Source organism: Streptomyces griseus (genome assembly GCF_001715295.1).
Taxonomy (GTDB): domain Bacteria; phylum Actinomycetota; class Actinomycetes; order Streptomycetales; family Streptomycetaceae; genus Streptomyces; species Streptomyces griseus_G.
In genome coordinates, this window is record NZ_MDKB01000002.1 from 1,882,824 (window position 1) to 1,899,799 (window position 16,976).

Here is a 16,976-nt window from a genome sequence, read left to right on the forward strand (position 1 = left end):
CGCGAAGATGCACTGACTGCTGCCGAACAGTCGACCCCGCTCCGGTCCACGCCATCAGGAAACAATGGAACCACTCAAGAGCCCACAAAACAGGCCGTTTTTCAAGATTCTCCGCTTGCTACGCTCGCTCGTGACCTGACCTACACGTTTCCGAGGTCCCTCAAGCGGCGAGCAGATCCGTCCGGCTCGCCACTCACCCTTACCGCCCGCCCGGGGGGTGACCCGTTGACGACGATGGGTTGCGTAGGTGCGATCGCAACGCCGTCGCGCCCCGTCTTCAGTGATCGCACGCGTGGTTCATACCGCCGTATCTGCGGCGCCCTGCGCTGCGTAGGTGACGGCTCCCAGCAGAACGCCGCTGCCTTCGACCTTTACTGTGCCGCGGCCATGGCTGGGCCTGGCCTTCCCCGGCAGCGTGCTGTCCGGTCGGTCATCGTCTGCATGCTCAGGGGTAGCCCGCGTGATCGTAGCGGGCTCCTGTCTCGGTTCTCTTACTAAGAATGACCGGCGTGAGCGCGGGTGATGCTCCGGTGAGTTAGGCGACGAGCCGGGCCGCCCGCTCGCGGAGCTCCTGAGCCTCCGGGACGCCGCCGTAACGGCGCAGGCGGACGCGCATGTCCTGGAGTGCTGCCTGGACCTTCACCGAGCGGATGCCGTCGGCGCAGTCGAGGAAGTCGCGCCAGGTGGCCATGGCGCCGTCGACGTCGCCTTGGCGGAGGCGGACGCCGCCGAGGTCGGCGAGGACGATGGCGCGGGTGCGGCGGCGGTCGAGGCCGTGGATGTCGAGGGCGAGGTGGAGGTGTTCCTCGGCGGCGTCGAGGTCGCCGAGGCGGGAGAGGATCATGCCGGATTCGTGGGCCCAGCGGCCGGGGGAGTAGTGGGCGGCCCAGGAGTCGCCGGCTGCGGCGGTCGGCTTGCCGATGGCGGTCTCGGACAGGGCCAGGTGCTTGGTGGCCATGCGACGGTCGTCGTCCTGGGCGGCGGCGTTGGCGAGGGTGGCCTCGTAGTAGGCGACGGCCCGCGGGTTGTCGAGCTGGTGACCGTACTCCACGCAGGCTTCGCCGAGCTGGACGGCTTCGGCGCGATAGCCGAGGTCGACGCACTGCACGGCGAGGCCGCGGAGAGCCGTCGCAGAAAGCTCCGGATCACCGGCCTCCGCCGCCAGGCGGAAGGAGTGGGCGTAGTAGCGCTGGGCGAGGCCGCGCAGCTCTGGGGTGTCGCCCTCGTCCTGCGCCATCCAGCCGGCGAGGTGGACGAGCTGGGAGGTGGCGGCGAACAGGTCGCGGCCGGTGGCTTCGGTGAAGTGGCCCTCCAGCCAGGGGGCGACGTCTTGGGTGAGGTAGCGGACGGCCAGGTGGCGGGCGTGCCCGCCACCGAGTTCGGAGGCGGAGTCGCCGAGGGCCTTGACCATGTGCCGTACGGCGGCCACCTCGCCCTGGCCGACGCGGACCGCTCCGGGGAGGGCGGTCTTGGTTCGGCGGGTGATGCTGTCCATGTCGGGCAGGCCGAGTGCGGACAGCGCGTATCCGCTGGAGGCGAGGATGAACTCCCGGCGTTCCACGTCGCTCCTTCCCAGGTGCAGGACTGATGCAACGGTATCTGTGTGGGGTGCCGCAGGCGCGGGCTCCGAGAGGTTGATCGCTTCGGGATTCAGTGCCAGGACCTGGGCGATGTAGGGCCACCAGTGGCCGGGGGTTCGTTCGCCTTCTATCCACCGCCGGGCGTGCTGGCGCTGCAGGCGGCGCGGGTCACCGCATTCGGCGAGGCCGAGGGCACGCGCCAACTCCGAGGGCCCCCAGCCGCGTTCTTGGCAGGCCCGTTTGATCAGTTCCGCGACGGCCGGGTTCTTCGGCACCCCGTCACCCTCCCCACCTGGATTACGCGGGATTACGCAGGACTACATCCTGGGCCCTGTCCCGGGAGTGCGGCCCGTCGTTCACTGAACATCACTCTGCAGATCTCCGAATGGCTCGAATAGGCCCTGTTCAGGGCCTGTTGGCGCCTGCCCGGACACGTTGAGAGGAACCGACGGTGGCGATGCCCCCTGACAACGCACGGACCCGCACGATTCCGCTCTCGCGCCAGCCCAGTGCGGCACAAGGCTCCGCCGTCCGAGAGGCAGTCCGATGAGCCGTTCCCACGTACCCGACCCGCTGGAGACCGCCCTGAGCTGGGTGTGGGCCCTCGGCACGGCTGCCGGGCTCGCCATGGTCGGACTTCTGGCCCACACCGAGCACTCCTCCGCGCAGGTCCCGTTGGCGCAGCCGACGCTCAGCGCCGAGGACGTTCCGTTGGCCGACGGCCCCGTATAGGCACTCCGGCCCGTCCTTGCCTCTCGACCGGGGCGAGGTCGGAGCCCCATCGAGTTCTCGCCGCAGGGCGCTCACGGCGCCTTGCAGGCGTACCCGCTCGGCATCATTAGTGAAGGGAAGCCGATGTCCAGTTCGTACAACAGCGACACGTATCCCCTCCCCGTGTCGGTCGCGTTCAGCGGCCCCGACAACACAGGGAAGACCAAGCAGATCGGAATCCTCGCCCGGCGCATGGGCCCGGCCGCGACCTCAGCAGGCCCGCTCGACCACTACGACCCCCGCTGGACCGCCATCAAGGCCGACGGCATGGCCCGCTGGTGGTTCGAGACCGGCCCGGTCGAGGAGGTCGCCGACGTCCTCGCCACCTCCTACCTGGAACGCTCCCGGCACCCCTTCTCCGCGCCGGTGCGCCTGCTGGACCGGGGCATCCCGATGCTGGAGGCGTCCGTCGCCGCGACGGTCGCCGTACGGGAGGATCTGGGCGCCGAGCAGGCCGCGGACCGGGCCCGACTCCTGCTGACCTCGTATGAGACCGACCTACGTGCCGCTGAGGAGGGCGAGCACGCCCTCGTCCTCCTGCACTGCGACGACCCGGAGGAAGGTACCCGCCGGAGCCTGGCCCACGAGGTGACCGTCACCGACATCTACGCGGCGTACCAACGTCACCTCCATGAGCAGATCAACCGCCTCGTCGACGAGGGACGCTTCCCGATGGCGATCCGCATCAGCGATCGGCCGACCGTCGCCGTCCAGGACGAGGTGCGCCGGCTTCTGGCACCCCTGCACCCGGACGTTCCCGGGAAGGCTCTGGCAGGAGTGCATGTCATCGCGCTGGGCGGCATGTCGGAGAGCGGCAAGAGCACGGCTGGCGAGTACCTGCGCACCCAGCACGGCCACGCGCGCCTCAAGATCGGGTACCTCATTGAGGGCGCGGCTGGCCGGGCAGGGATACACGATCCGTACCGGCTGGGATCGGTCGTGCAGGCCGAGTTGATCGTGGACTCACTGGACCGCTTCTGCCAGGCCCACCACTTCATCGACTCCGTCAGCATCGAGTCGCTGCACGACTTCGATTCGACCGCTGAACTCGCCCGGATGCTCGGGGCCCAGCTCACCATCGCCTATCTGGACTCCTCCGAGGCCACGCGCACCCGGCGGGGCACCGTCGGCACCCAGGACGTCGTCGACCGCGACCTCATCAAAAGCGCACGAGGCGCAGACAAGATCGTCTCCATCGCCCACGAGATCATCAGCAACGACGGACCGCGCCTGGAGCTGGAGCGGCGGCTGGACCGCATCGCGCTCAACCGCCGCTGGCCGGAGCACCAACCCTCCACCATGCCGGTCAACGCACTCGGACTCCCCGTGCACCTGGAGTCCTACCTGGCGGAATTCCTCGACCGGACCACCGGCCTGCGCCCGCTGATTGACCTGCTCGCCGTCACCGGCAGCGGCGCCCGGGGCAAGTACCAGCACGGCTGGAGCGACCTCGACGTGCTTGTCGTGGCCGACACCTCCTCCCTCGACGAGATGCGCCAGATCCTCGCGGATCTGGAGACCGAACTCGGCGGGGTCAAGCTGGGCATGACCGTACTGACCCGCGCCGAGTGCCGGGCCGGCGCCATCACCTCACGACTCCTTCACGTCCTCGCTCTCATCGGCAGCGGGTCGCTGGTTCCCTTGTGGTCCACCCCCGGCCTGACTCTGCCCGCTCCGGACGCGGCCACCGACGTCGCTGCAAGCCTGCGCGACGGCATCCAGGCCGCCATCGAGATCCGCCGCCAGTTCCTCAAGGGAAGCCCCGACCTCCGCGCCCTCTACAAGGTCACTGCGCTGCTCGCGAAGATTCAGCTCCGTTTCAGTGGGATCGAGTGCCCCTCCGACAGCGACGCCCTCACCGTCCTCCTCGACGCCACACGGCAGGACACGGCCCTGGTTACCACCGCCCGCACCGAGCCGCTCGCTGCCGAAGCGCTCGCACTCCTCGTTCTCCAGGCTTGGCTGGACACCCTCCCTGGGGAGACGCGGTGAGCGCGAACGTCCGACGGTCCATGGCAACAATGGGTGTCTTCCACAAGCCGGTGGCGACCCGCGAGCGGGCCGAATACGAGGCGAGGGGATGTGTGCGGCTCGCCTCCCGCATCGCAGTTCCGGCCCTTCACGGGCAGATCGCGTTACCGGACAGGCAACTCCTCGTCTACGAGGACGTCTTCGCCACCGGCCGGTGCGAACTGCTGATGGGCGACGTGATCGCCCTCGCCGACCGCGATCCGGCCGCCCAGCTCCGCCTGGACCGCCTTGTGGACGGGGTCTGCGCCGACCTGCAAGCAGCGGCTGAGGAGACCGGGAAGAGCGTGCCGCTGGCCGAGTGCGTTCCGGACCTCTACCTCGACCGCATCCGCCCCGGTAGCCGACTGGATCGCTGGTACCTGCGACGTGGCCTGCCGCTCGCCCTGCCCCAAACCGATACGACCCTCACCCTCCGGGAGCTGGCAGACTTCACCCTCACTGCCAACGGCAGACCGCTGACGTTGAAGGTCGCCGACACCATCGACACCCTCCGCCATGCCCTGGCTCCCGACCGCCGCAGGCTCGCGGGTCTGACGCAGGGCGACCCTACGGAACCGAACATCGCCGACCCGCTGTGCTGGCTCGACTTCGAGTTCGCCGGGCGCAACACCGTCGCGGGCGAGGCCGCCAACCTGCTCTGGTACCTGATGGCCCTGGGCGGCTGGCTCGTCCCCCACTACCAGCCCGACGTGTACGCCCGCACCCTCCGTCTCGCCCTGCCGCCCCTGACCCGCCCGCGCATCGAGCACCTGGAACTGCACCGGAGCAGTCGCCACATTGATGTCCGGTACTCCTGGAACACCGGCCCCGGCCGCGCTGCTGCCATCACCCGTGCCCTGGACGGCCTTCGCAGGGAGAACAGCAGCAGTCTGGAGGAGATCCGCGCCTTCCTCGCTCTGCGCATCCTCGGGGTCATCCCGCCCTCTCGGTTGACCGGACACGACCTCTTGCTCGTCCTGATCAAACTCGCCGAGAGCCAGGACCCGCACACGACGCTCGACACCTTCTTCACCACCACACCGGCCCCTCACCCCCACCCCGGCGAACGGAGCAGCAATGTCCCTGCCCCTGCTTGAGACTCCTCTCCAGACCCGGCCGCTCCAGGGGCGCACCGCCCTCGTCACCGGCGGGGCCACCGGCATCGGCGCCGAGATCGGACGGGTGCTCGCGGCCGCCGGAGCAACCGTGGCGGTCAACCACCTCGGCCAGGACCCCGACGCCCACGCCCTCCTCGCCGCCTTCGAGCGCGCGGGCAGCCCCGGGATCGCGGTGAACGCCGACCTGACCGATCCAGACTCCGTCCAGACCATGGCCGGCCTCGTCCGTGCCGAGATCGGCCCCGTCGACATCCTGGTGAACAACGCCGGTTCTTACCCCCGCGTTGCCTGGCAGGACACCGACGAGACCGCTTGGAACTACTCCCTCGACGTGAACCTCACCGCTCACTACCGCACCTGCCACGTGCTCACCCCCGACATGATCGAACGCCGCTGGGGCCGGATCGTGAACATCGGCAGTGTCAACGCCCGCGCCGGCCGGACGAACCTCGTCGCGTACAGCACTGCGAAGGCAGGGCTGCTGGGACTGACCCGCTCCCTCGCCCGCGAACTGGGTCCGTACGGGATCTGCGTCAACACCGTCATGCCTGGGGCCATCCAGGTCGAGGCCGAGAACACCCTCCCCGCCCAGCACCGCGCGCGGCCGGAGGACCAGATCAAGCGCCAGTGTGTCCCGCGCCGTGGTCGGCCCGAGGATGTCGCGGCCCTGGTGGCGTTTCTCGTGGGCCCCTCCGCCTCGTTCATCACGGGGCAGTCCGTCCACGTCGACGGCGGCTGGCTGCTGCACTGAGACCACCAACAAGCAAGGAGACAAACCGAAATGATGGAACGAGTCCGCGCCGTCCTCGTCACTGCAGACGACACGATGCTGGTCATCCGCCGTACCCGGCCCGGCATTCCCGAATACTGGGTTCTGCCCGGCGGCGGCGTCGAACCCAGCGACGAGTCCCGGGAGGCGGCTCTCCACCGGGAGATCCACGAGGAGATCGCGGGGAAGGCCGACATCATCCGCCTCCTCCACACGATGGAGTCCGATGATGAGCGGCAGCTCTTCTACTTCGCCCGTATCGCGACTTGGTCCTTCGACGACCGCACCGGTCCCGAGTTCAGCGCCGAAGGCCGCGGTGAATACGCGCTGGAGGAGATTCCGCTGACCATGGAGGGGCTCGACGGCATCGACCTAAAGCCCGAGGAGATCGCCCACGTCCTACGGGGAGCCATCAGGGCCGGAAGCCTCGGAGTCGAGGCATCGCTCTGAGCCTTCGAGTGCGTCAGCACGCCATCAGGGCCGACTCTGAGATGACCCGGCCCTGATGGCGTCCGTACGCGCTACTGGCTTAACGTCGGCTCGATGCCGCACGCCCTGTACGTAGTAACGGAAAACGAGCCGCGCCCGCGTCTTCTCGGGTCGAGTGGCGCTGCTACTGGACCAGCCGGAGCACCGGCTTCTGTTCCTGAACGTCCAGCAGGTTCTGCACCCTCTCGCTTGTCCACGCCAGCTCATGAGCCAGTCGGGAAACCGATAGGCCCGCTTCCCTGGCAGCCAGCTCGAAGGCTTGCCGAAGCAGCGAAGGCCGTTCACCGGGGAAGTTCGAGACGGATTCGGCGGTGAAGCCCGGCTGGCCGTCGAGAGCGCGTAGACGCTGATACGTCCGGCTGGCAGTCGCGTCGGAGATCAGCCCCAGCTCGCGGCATCGGTAGACGAGCGAGTGGAGGGAGACTCCCCAGACTCCCCTGAGCTCGGCCAGGCGTGCAAGATCCATTCGCCGCGGCAGGAACGGCAGGATGCTGTCCTGGGGGGTCAGGAACTCGGCGGCGAAGGCATCAGCCTGCTTCTCCTGACGGCTGTCACCGGTGGCATCGGCGTGAAGCACAAGGTGGCCCAGCTCATGGGCGGCCGTGAACCGGTGCCGGTAGATGTCGTCGGCCCGGGCGGCGGTCAGAACGACGAGTGGCCGTGCTGCGCGGGTGGAAAAGGCGTCCACGCTCGCGGCGGAGGGATCGCTGGCAGGCGGCATGACCACCACGATCCCGTGAGACTCCATCCGCCTCACCAGATGCGTGACAGGGCCGTCGCCGAGACCCCAGCGCCTGCGAAGCTCGCGGGCAGCGGATACAGGATCGGTGGACAGCTCTTCGCCGGGATGGACCTCCCCACCGGCGAAGCCGGGCAGATCGACGAGAGGCAACTGAACCCGCTGTTCCAGCGCGTACGTAAGCTCCCAGACCTGCTCGGCGAACGCGAGCGCACGTTCCCGCTGGGACTTCGGTGTGCTGCGCAGGCTGCGGAAATGTGCCATGGAAGCGTCGAGCCGATTAGCCGGCCTCCCCAGCAGGAAGAACGTCACCGGAACCCCGAGGACCTCTGCGAGCCGGGGGATCAAGTCAGGTCGTGGCTTCGACACCCCTGTCTCGTACTGCCCCACGGCTGCAGGCGTCACCCCGAGCCCGGCCGCCACGTCCTTCTTCGTCATCTCCGCCAGACGACGAGCTTGCGTCACCCGGGTGGGATCGAAGGCATCGTAGACGGCGCGCGGCGTTGCGCCTCGTTCTTCCGTACCGGGAATGAGGTCATGCTTAATGGGTCGCATCGTCTTCGCTGCTCTGGTCCTCAATGGGTTCTGCCTCGGTCTGCACGGGTACGTGCAGGGCCTGGTCCGAGGCGGCACGAGAGGACAGCGTAAGGGTGGGTTCGATTCCTTCGGCGAAGCCGGTGTGTGCCGTGACCTGGCTCGGAATGCTGATCGGGCGCAGCGTGTACGAGGTGACCTCCTGAGGCAGGTGGAGCGGCTCGGGATCGGTGGCCCACTCCAGTTGCCGGTTCATCCCGAGCGCCGCGATGCCCCAGTACGCCTCCAAGAGCTCGGAGGCGTTGCAGGCGAAGGGAACCAGAACCAGCTGGGTGCCCTCCGGGACTGTCGCCAGAGCGCCGCGCGGCTCGGCGATCGGGATGGCCGGCCCGAAGTCGAGGTCGAACGGGTCCTGGATGTGCTTCGGCGTCGGCGCGAACGTGAAGAGCTCCTGCACCAGCCGGGACTGGCTGGGGATGCGTGCGCTACGTACGTCTGACTTGGTCTTGGAGTACCGGAACGGGTAGAGCAGCCCGTTGCCGATGAGCATCAGCTCGTACGAGAAGCCGAACGGCTTGACCGCACGGGCGCCAGGGACCTTCTTGAGTTCGTCCTGAAGCCGCTCGTACTGGTTCTCGTACCGGCTGGTGCCGTAGACGCGGGTGGTGCGGGAGGCGGCTTGTTCCTGTGCGGCCTGTGCGTTGGCCTGCATGTTGCGAAGGCCCTGCCCGACGCGACGGCGGGCATCTGCTGCGTGCTCGCCGAACACGTCGGTCGTCCACGACGACGAAGGCATACTCATGCGGACGACTCCTCGGGTCGGACTACGCATTGAAGCATTCCAGTGCGGCCCTGACTTTAGTTGATGTCGGAGATTTTGCACAAATGCTTTGGTGCTCGGCGTGTCTGTTGCCCATTCGTCACCAGCGCGGCCCCCAGGAGGCCGTGGCGCGTGGGGGAGTTCCTGGGCCATTGGCCATTGGTCCTGGTCGGTGCTCCCTGCGCAGGGAGCCGCCTGTCTTGGTCGGGCGGTAGGCGGCCGACGGAGGTGCCGGGGCACTGCCGGTGGTGCCGGCGGTCAGGTCGGCGAGGCGGTGGAGGCGCCAGGTGAGGACTTCGCTGAGGCTGGTGGCGGTGTCAGTTTCCCGTCGGGCGGTGGCTTGGGTGAGGAGAGCGGTGGGCTTGTGGCCCACGGCTTCAGCCCGCGCGAGGGTGGCGGCGAGAGCCGGCCAGCCGGGCTCCGCGAGAATCTGTTCGGCCAGCTCGGGAAGGGCCCGGCGCAGGGTGTTCTCCTGTCGGCGGCGCAGAGTCTCAGTCAGCCGTGTCCCGCGCTGCCGAAGTGTGGTCAGGGGCTCGGTGGCAGTGGCCCGGTAGGCGGGGCGAAGGTGCGTGACGGTCTGGCGGGCGGCTTCGGCCTGTTGATGGTGTTGCCGGGTGCGGTGCCAGTGCTGGGCGGCGATGACCGCGAGCAGGAGGGCGTCGAGGACGATCGTGAGGAGGGCTCCGTCCTGCGGGGCGGGCTCGCGCAGCACCGCCTTCACCGCGCAGCGGGTGGCCTGGGTCTGCTGATGCTGGGAGCGAATACGGGATCGGGAGGCGCGCTCGAAGGCGGTGGCGGCCTGGACGAGCTGCGGCCGGAGCCCGACAGGGGCTACCAGGGGAAGTGCGTCGAGGGCTTCGGCGAGGACGGTGATGTGGGCCTGTCCTGCCTCGTCCTCGTCGTGGGCGAGGTGGTCGGGCGTCTGGTCGACGGCGAGGGCGAACCGCCGCCAGGCCGAGGCGCCAGTCCGCACCGCCGGTATTGCCTCGGTGGCCGTCAGGCGTTCGGCGATCCTGGGATAGGAGAGGTCGGGGGCGAGGGTGGAACCGGAGAACCACACCGGCTCGCCCTGGGCGTTGGTGTCGTCGTTGAGGGCAATCTTGTAGCCGCGGACGTCGCCGGACGGGAAGTACTGGACGTCGACGAGGGCGCCGGTCCCCTCGATGATCCGGAAGAACTCCGCTGTGGTCGTGGCCGCCGAGACTGCGGTGCGGACTATGGTGCGCAGGTGCTCGCGGGAGGTGCGGGCGTTGCCCGTGCGGCGGGCCTTCTCCTGCTCAGCGCGGGTGGGGCGTTTGGCGGCGGTGCGGTCTCCGCGCGGCACCTGGCGGAGCCCGTATTCCTCCTCGATGGCGACGAGTTCCTTGTCGGCGCGCAGGAAGTCGTTCCAGTTCCGTGGTGGGCGTAGATTGCCCCGGACCTTGGTGGCGACGATGTGGATGTGGTCTGCGGCGTGGCGGACGGCGACCCACCGGCAGGCGTCGGGGTCGCCGTCCGGAGCGATGCCGGTGGCGTTGAGCAAGCGGCGGGCGACGGCGGCCCACTCCTCGTCCGACAGGCTTCGGTCCTCGGGTGCGGTCCGGACCGAGCAGTGCCACACATGCTCCTTCGGCGCCTTGTCACCGGCCTGCTTCACTCGCAGATCGAGGGCTGTGCTGAGTTGGGCGAGGGTGGCCTCCGGGTCGCGGCCGGGGTCGGGGGCGAAGCCGTCCCACGAGGCGACGAGGTGAGGATCGGTGTGCTCGTTGGCACGGCCGGGTCCGTAGAGGTAGTTCAGGACGCCGGGGGTCTTGTGGCCGGGCTTGACGATGTTCGCGATCAATCAGACTGCCCGGTGCTGTGTGGCGGCCGCGTCGGCGGCGGTGTCGATCGTTGTGGCTGCCTGGCGGACCAGGACCAGAACCCGCGCGGCCTCCGTCAGCACCGGCTTGTCCCCAGGGTGTGGATCGCCTCCTGCGTTGAGGCGGTGGGCGATCTGATTGACGTTCGTACCGATTCGCGCGACCTGCGTACGCAGCGCGGCAAGCTCGTCGATCAAGTCGTCCACCGCAGTGCGCCCGTCGGGCAACGCGTAGCCGCCGTGGAGGTGGGCCATGACCAGGGCCCCGACGAAGTGGGCGCCGGCCAGCCCGAGCCGCTGAGCCTCGGCCTTGATCTCACTCTTCTCCTCCACGCTGTAGCGGACATCGACGCGCTCGGTGCGCTGGACGTCCTGGCGCGCACGACGGCTGGCGACCCGGTGGAGCGCAGCCTCTTCAGCGGCCCGCACCACACCGTCGTTCGTCCTGGGAGCGCCCTCGCTCCCAGGTATCCCCGCCACCCCTGGGGCGGGCACTGTGTTGGACCGGCCCTTGGACGGTCCAACGCCATACCTTGCTCCGCCTGGTGCTTGGGGGCGATTCATCTGCTGTCTCGGTCTGCTGGGGGGTTCGTGCTGCGCGCCGTGCATAGGTCTCTTTCCGAGGTGGGAGTTGGGCGTCGAACGTTGACTGGTCGTCGGCCCTGGACGGTTGGGCTGGCCGGACTCGGCCAGGGCCTTCATGGGTGAGGGGCGAACGGGGAGGATCGCTGCATGGACCACGTCGTTGACCTCGATTCGGCCTCCGCCGAGATCACCGCGCGTCTCTCTGCCTGGAGTGCGGCGGGGCTCGCTCCTTGTCCGATCACCTGGCGGGACGGCCTTGCGCCTTGGCCGCAGCCGCTGGAGACCGACCGGACCCGTGTAAGCGATCCGGATTCGATCGGTCTGCGCATCCAGGGCAGTGATGGATGGGCCGAGCTGCACCTTGTCCTGTATCGCGGAGGCTGGGCAGACCTCGATGCGCTGACCGATAACGAGGTCCTCACCGAAGGTCCCCGGATCAGCACCCCGGCAGAGTTCGGCCGTCTCCTCGACTCCGCCGTCACACGCTTCGCCAGCACCCGTTGGCAGCTACCGGCATGAAGCGCGATGCCGGTCCGAGGGACCTGGGCACGGCTCGTTGCACACGCGGCGGGGACCGACTGCGTCGGCTGCCGGTCCCCGCTGGCCTGGTCCCGCAGCTCTGAGCCCTGAGGCGTGAGCTCGGGGGCCGACCGTATGGCGTAGACGGTCCGCACTGACCTGCGGTTTCCCTGCCTCTTCGGGGACCGGTCCCCGGATAACTCCGTCCTCTTCGGGGACCGGTCCCCGAAGAGGCAGGGGACAGGGGTGAACTTGGTGGGGACCGGTCCCCACCTGAGTCGGGGACCGGTCCCCGACTGCCCGTCAGGGGGACCGTCCCCAGCGAACCGAGCTGTGCGGGGACCGGTCCCCACTGTCCCCGCACCTCGCGGACCGGCCGGGCAGGCGAGGGCGCTACACCGTCGGGACCGGTTCATCGAGGGCTGCCAGCAGAGCTGCCAGGTGCACCTCCGACCGGGTCATTTTGGGGCTCGCTGACCCGCCACTGGGGCTGGCGGCTGAGTGGGGCGCTACTGGGGCGGGGCTCCGCTCGCGAGTGATCCACGCTCGCCAGTCGGCACCCCACGCGGCACCCGAGCGTGGAGACGCGCCGGCCCGGAAGGCCCGCCACTTGTCGTCCGCCACTCGTACGCCCTCCTCGCCAAGGCGGGTGAGGTGCCCCTCGCTCCGCAGCCAGGAGTCGCTGCCCGCGTCGATCTGCCATTGAGAGGCGGGGATGGGTGCACTGCTGCTGTACCTACTGGTTCCTATTGGTTCACTTCTGTTCTGGGGGTCGGATTCTGCTCCCCCGAGGTATCGGAATCCGGCACCCCCCGGGGTTGGATTCTGTACCCCGGGGGCGGATTCCGGACCGTCCGCATTGCTGCTGGAGGTATCGGATTCCGGTACCTCGGGGGTTAGAATCTGGCCCTCCTGATCGGTCGGATTTCGAACGTCCTCGGTCATGAAACGGGCGGCTTCGGGGAGGCGGAAATACGTTTCCCCGCGAGGCCCTTTGCGTCCGTCGAGGCGGACTATCTCGCCGCTGGCGACCAGTTTGTCCAGCGCGTCCCGAACGGCGCTGCGCGACGCGTTCGCGCGTCGCATCAGGGCTGGGACGGAGGCGTAGGCCGTGCAGGTGTGGTCGATGCAACGATCGGCGATCAAGGTGAGGACCATGCGGGCAGTGCCTTTGCTGAGGCTGTGGTCCCATACCCAGGCGCGGGCATCGTGGCTCATGGTTCGGCGGCTCCTCGAAGCAGGGGGTGGTGGCGGTGGCCGCGAATCGCCGCGACGGCGGTGCTGCCGTCGGACGGAGCTGGCGCACCGAAGGCCGATCCGGGCGGCCTTCATTTCAGCGACTGGACCAAGAAGGAAGCCACATCACCTCGCGCAAGTCCAGGGTTACTTCGCACAAAGCGAGCAGCCGACGGCGAACGCCGGCGGAACGCGGTCCAAAAACGATAGACCCGAATCGGCCGTTCACCAAGAAGTTCATGCCGATGGCGCCCGTGACCGAGTCGCCTTTGGCTTCAGGTCAGCAAAATTTGGGCCGGATCCCCAACTCCGATACTCCCGAAATCTGCTGGGAGTCGAGGCAACATAGACGCACATCGCCGGTTAACCAAACCGGCGATGCAGAGGTATCACTTACGGGATGCCGAAATAGTCCCAGCGGGGGCAGCGCGATAGCTCGCAGCGGTCGCGATGCCCGTACGTCTGCCTCATTGGGCGTGCTCCCGCATGGGTGCATCGGTTGTTGACCCGCCGCCTCGTAGAAGGAACATCCTTGCCCCGACCCGCAGTGATCACCACCCCATGGCCCGCCGACACGTGGGAGGAGGCGGTCTCGAATGGCTGACCGCCTTCTCGGCGTGGCCGAGGCAGCCGAACATCTCGGTGTCGGTGAGTGATTCATCCGTCGCCTCGTTTCCGAGCGCCGTATCCGATACGTCAAGGTCGGCAAGCACGTCCGCATCTCCGACACCGCGCTGGACGCCTACATAGAGGCGCGCACGGTCGAGCCGGTCCGTACTCGCCGCTCCGGATTCAGGGCTGCGGCCTGATGCCCCGTCCGCGTCAGAAGGCTCCGCGCCGCACATTCGGCGCGATACGACAACTGCCCTCGGGGCGCTATCAGGCCCGCTACCCCAGCACGGCCGATGACACCCTGCGGCCAGCTCCGGAAACCTTCGAGACCAGGCGCGATGCAGAGGCGTTCCTCGTCCAGGTCCAAGCGGACCAGATGCGGGGCGACTGGCTCGACCCGACCGCCGGGGAGGTCTCGTTCGCCGACTACGCCACACGCTGGATCGCGGAACGTGGCCTCGCCCCGACCACGACTGAGTTGTACCGCCGGCTGTTCCGGCTCCACCTGGAGCCGACGTTCGGCGAGATGAACGTCAACATGATCGGCCCCGCTCGGGTCAGAGCCTGGCGGGCGGAGCGGTTGTCCGCCACCGGTGCCACCACTGTGGCCAAGTCGTACCGGCTCCTCAAAGCCGTGATGGAGACCGCCGTCGAGGACGACATGCTGCGCAAGAACCCCTGCCGCATCCGCGGAGCGGGTCGAGAGGACGCGGACGAGCGGCCGGTGGCGACGGTCGAGCAGGTCTTCGCCGCGGCAGATGTGGTCGGTCTGCGCTGGCGCCTCATGGTTCTGCTCGGTGCCTTCGCCTCGATGCGGCCCGAGGAACTCGCCGAGCTCCGGCGGCGGGACGTGGACCTCGACTCCGGCGCGCTCTGGGTTCGCCGTGCCGCACCGGAGCTCAATACAGGGCGCCGTGTGATCGGCGCTCCCAAGTCCCGGGCGGGCCGACGAGAGATCGTGCTGCCGTCATTCCTCCACGAGGACGTCCGTCGGCACCTGGAGTGGTTCGCCCAGCCGGGTCCGGACGGGCTCGTCTTCGTCGGCGAGAGGGGGGCGGTACTGCGCGGCACCACGTTCGGCCGCAAGTGGCGCAGGGCCCGGGACAAGGTGGGGCTGCCCGAAGGCTTCCGCTTCTACGACCTACGGCACACGGGCAACACGCTGGCGGCCGACACCGGTGCCAAGCTCAAGGACCTCATGGTCCGAGCCGGCCAGTCATCCGAGCGCGCGCAACTGATCTATCAGCACTCCACCAAGGAGCATCAGCGCAGGCTCGCCGCCAACATCGATCTCGACGTGCGCCGCCAACAGTCGGCTGCAGCCTCGGGGCGTGGTGGGGCGACCGTTCACCCGCTGGTGCCACGTCCGCCCGGACCGTCCGCCCCACGGGCTGCGCGGCGTTGATCGCGCAGGAGCAGACAGTCCGCACTGTGCGTGTGACGCAGGGCACTTGGAAGGGATCTCGCGATGCGGGACCCGGTAGTGGAGCGCTCGCCCTCAGGGGTGACGGATCCACTATTGATGCAGATGGGAAGGGTCGTTATGGCACGCGAATGGCACGAGCCCTAAAAATGGTCTAGACAACAAACAAGGCCCAGGTCGCTGACCTGGGCCTTCGTCATGGAGCGGGTGACGAGAATCGAACTCGCGCTCTGAGCTTGGGAAGCTCATGTTCTACCATTAAACTACACCCGCGAAGCGCGCCGCTATCGGCAGTGCATCGCCCCACACTCTACCCCATGCCAGGCCCCCGGTGCGTGCGCCGTGGGGTCCGTGTGGCGTGGTGCGGGGTGGACGCGGTGGTGAGGGGCGGGAGTTGGGGGCGTAGCGTGGGCGGGCGGAGTGCCGCGTGGAGCGGCGTCCTGTTCATCCCCTAATGTGGCGGTCTCGTCCATGGCTGGTTGGGGAAGGGACTTGATGGAGTCGATGGAGCGCACCGTCGTCCGCTGTGCCGAAGGGCACGTTTTCGCTACCTCGTCGTTCCCGATGCAGCAGCTCGGGTCCGGCCGGATCGGCCCCGGGCGGTTGCTGCGCTGTCCGCGCTGTGCGCGGTTGAGGCAGGCCGTTCCGGTGGTGTTCGAGCGACGGTAGGGAGCGAGGGGGCAGGCGCGCGGGCAGTCCGGTTGGGGTGGGCTCGCGCGTTCTGCGTATCCTCGGGACGTGCTTCTCTCAGATAAGGACCTCCGGGCCGAGATCGATGCCGGGCGGGTTCGCATTGACCCGTTCGACGCTTCGATGGTGCAGCCCTCGAGCATCGATGTGCGGCTGGACCGCTACTTCCGGGTGTTCGAGAACCACCGTTATCCGCATATCGACCCCGCCGTCGAGCAGGTGGACCTGACCCGTCAGGTGGAGCCCGAGGGCGACGAGGCGTTCATCCTCCACCCCGGGGAGTTCGTGCTGGCGTCGACGTACGAGGTCATCTCGCTGCCCGATGATCTCGCCTCCCGGCTGGAGGGCAAGAGCTCACTGGGGCGGCTCGGGCTCGTGACGCACTCGACCGCCGGGTTCATCGACCCCGGTTTCTCCGGCCATGTGACGCTGGAGCTGTCGAATCTGGCGACGCTGCCGATAAAGCTGTGGCCGGGTATGAAGATCGGGCAGCTGTGCATGTTCCGGCTGAGTTCCCCGTCGGAGTACCCGTACGGCTCCGAGCGGTACGGATCCCGTTACCAGGGCCAGCGGGGCCCGACCGCCTCGCGTTCGTTCATGAACTTCCATCGGACGCAGGTGTGATGCGGTATGGCTGGTGAGGCGCGGGAGAACCTGACGTACGAGGGCTTCGGGCGGGCCGTGCGGGAGCTGGCCCAGGCGGTCGCGGACGACGGTTACGAGCCGGACGTCGTGCTCAGCATCGCGCGGGGCGGGGTCTTCGTCGCGGGTGGTCTGGCCTACGCGCTGGACTGCAAGAACATTCACCTGGTGAACGTCGAGTTCTACACCGGTGTCGGCACCACGCTGGACATGCCCGTCATGCTGGCGCCCGTTCCGAACGCCATCGACTTCACAAGGAAGAAGGTCCTGATCGCCGACGACGTGGCGGACACCGGCAAGACGCTGAAGCTGGTCCGCGACTTCTGCATCGACCATGTCGCCGAGGTGCGCAGTGCGGTCATCTACGAGAAGCCGCAGTCGCTCGTGAAGTGCGAGTACGTGTGGAAGAAGACCGAGCGGTGGATCAACTTCCCGTGGAGCGTCGAGAAGCCCGTCGTACGCCGTGAGGGCCAGGTCTTCGACGCGTAGGCGGGCGAGAGCGCGCAGGCGGGCGAGAACCCGCACGCACACGTCGCGGGACGCACGTACGCGCGCATGAGGGAGGGCCCCGGTCCGGCCGGGGCCCTCCCTCATGCGCG

At 68.4% G+C, this 16,976-nt stretch carries 14 protein-coding genes, 1 tRNA gene and 1 pseudogene; 10 read left to right on the forward strand and 6 right to left on the reverse strand.

Annotation, left to right across the window (positions count from 1 at the left end; translation table 11 throughout):
* Nucleotides 1-535: 535 nt before the first annotated feature.
* Nucleotides 536-1,855 carry a tetratricopeptide repeat protein gene (locus BA175_RS15035; protein ID WP_254667872.1) on the reverse strand — a complete coding sequence of 440 codons (1,320 nt, stop codon included), beginning with the start codon at nt 1,853-1,855 and terminating at the stop codon, nt 536-538.
* A 271-nt stretch (nt 1,856-2,126) separates the two neighbouring features.
* Between BA175_RS15035 and BA175_RS15040 the strand changes: the two genes are divergently transcribed.
* The 5 genes from BA175_RS15040 to BA175_RS15060 all read left to right on the forward strand — a co-directional run bounded on the left by BA175_RS15040 (nt 2,127) and on the right by BA175_RS15060 (nt 6,698).
* Nucleotides 2,127-2,312, forward strand: coding sequence for a hypothetical protein (locus BA175_RS15040; protein ID WP_069171775.1), 186 nt, complete (start codon nt 2,127-2,129; stop codon nt 2,310-2,312).
* A gap of 123 nt (nt 2,313-2,435) precedes the next feature.
* A complete protein-coding gene (locus BA175_RS15045) occupies nt 2,436-4,343 on the forward strand; it encodes a nucleotidyltransferase domain-containing protein (RefSeq protein ID WP_069171776.1) in 1,908 nt (635 codons plus the stop codon).
* Complete coding sequence (locus tag BA175_RS15050) at nt 4,340-5,458, forward strand: hypothetical protein (RefSeq protein WP_139131397.1); 1,119 nt, start codon at nt 4,340-4,342, stop codon at nt 5,456-5,458. Before BA175_RS15045 ends, BA175_RS15050 begins: the two co-directional genes overlap by 4 nt.
* Entirely contained in the window at nt 5,439-6,230 is a 792-nt protein-coding gene (locus BA175_RS15055) for an SDR family NAD(P)-dependent oxidoreductase (RefSeq protein WP_069171778.1), read from the forward strand. The genes BA175_RS15050 and BA175_RS15055 overlap by 20 nt, the downstream gene beginning before the upstream one ends.
* A 30-nt stretch (nt 6,231-6,260) precedes the next feature.
* Nucleotides 6,261-6,698, forward strand: a complete 438-nt coding sequence (locus tag BA175_RS15060; RefSeq protein WP_069171779.1) for an NUDIX hydrolase — start codon at nt 6,261-6,263, stop codon at nt 6,696-6,698.
* Nucleotides 6,699-6,861: 163 nt separating this feature from the next.
* Here the strand turns inward: BA175_RS15060 and BA175_RS15065 are convergent, their stop codons facing one another.
* The 4 genes from BA175_RS15065 to BA175_RS15080 form a co-directional block, all read right to left on the reverse strand.
* Nucleotides 6,862-8,031 (reverse strand): helix-turn-helix domain-containing protein, encoded by a 1,170-nt coding sequence (locus BA175_RS15065; protein WP_079159556.1) that lies wholly within the window; start codon nt 8,029-8,031, stop codon nt 6,862-6,864.
* Nucleotides 8,018-8,812, reverse strand: coding sequence for a hypothetical protein (locus BA175_RS15070; protein WP_069171781.1), 795 nt, complete (start codon nt 8,810-8,812; stop codon nt 8,018-8,020). The genes BA175_RS15065 and BA175_RS15070 overlap by 14 nt, the downstream gene beginning before the upstream one ends.
* A 118-nt stretch (nt 8,813-8,930) precedes the next feature.
* On the reverse strand, nt 8,931-10,652 hold the full coding sequence (locus BA175_RS15075; RefSeq protein ID WP_069171782.1) for a relaxase/mobilization nuclease domain-containing protein: 1,722 nt from the start codon (nt 10,650-10,652) through the stop codon (nt 8,931-8,933).
* Nucleotides 10,653-11,099 carry a MobC family plasmid mobilization relaxosome protein gene (locus BA175_RS15080; protein ID WP_254667873.1) on the reverse strand — a complete coding sequence of 149 codons (447 nt, stop codon included), beginning with the start codon at nt 11,097-11,099 and terminating at the stop codon, nt 10,653-10,655.
* A 303-nt stretch (nt 11,100-11,402) separates the two neighbouring features.
* Here BA175_RS15080 and BA175_RS15085 point away from each other — a divergent pair, with 303 nt between their 5' ends.
* From BA175_RS15085 to BA175_RS15090, 3 genes and pseudogenes are all read left to right on the forward strand, one after another.
* Nucleotides 11,403-11,774 carry a hypothetical protein gene (locus BA175_RS15085; protein ID WP_069171784.1) on the forward strand — a complete coding sequence of 124 codons (372 nt, stop codon included), beginning with the start codon at nt 11,403-11,405 and terminating at the stop codon, nt 11,772-11,774.
* A gap of 1,832 nt (nt 11,775-13,606) precedes the next feature.
* Nucleotides 13,607-13,819: pseudogene (locus BA175_RS29655) on the forward strand (excisionase family DNA-binding protein).
* Nucleotides 13,819-15,027, forward strand: coding sequence for a tyrosine-type recombinase/integrase (locus BA175_RS15090; protein WP_079159561.1), 1,209 nt, complete (start codon nt 13,819-13,821; stop codon nt 15,025-15,027). The pseudogene BA175_RS29655 and the gene BA175_RS15090 overlap by 1 nt, the downstream one beginning before the upstream one ends.
* A 217-nt stretch (nt 15,028-15,244) precedes the next feature.
* On the opposite strand, the gene BA175_RS15095 is transcribed toward BA175_RS15090, so the two are convergent.
* Nucleotides 15,245-15,318: transfer RNA gene (locus BA175_RS15095), tRNA-Gly, on the reverse strand.
* A gap of 465 nt (nt 15,319-15,783) precedes the next feature.
* Between BA175_RS15095 and dcd the strand changes: the two genes are divergently transcribed.
* Both dcd and BA175_RS15105 read left to right on the forward strand, forming a co-directional pair.
* Complete coding sequence (gene dcd / locus BA175_RS15100; protein WP_069171785.1) at nt 15,784-16,359, forward strand: dCTP deaminase; 576 nt, start codon at nt 15,784-15,786, stop codon at nt 16,357-16,359.
* Nucleotides 16,360-16,365: 6 nt separating this feature from the next.
* Entirely contained in the window at nt 16,366-16,866 is a 501-nt protein-coding gene (locus BA175_RS15105) for a phosphoribosyltransferase (RefSeq protein ID WP_069171786.1), read from the forward strand.
* Nucleotides 16,867-16,976: the final 110 nt, after the last annotated feature.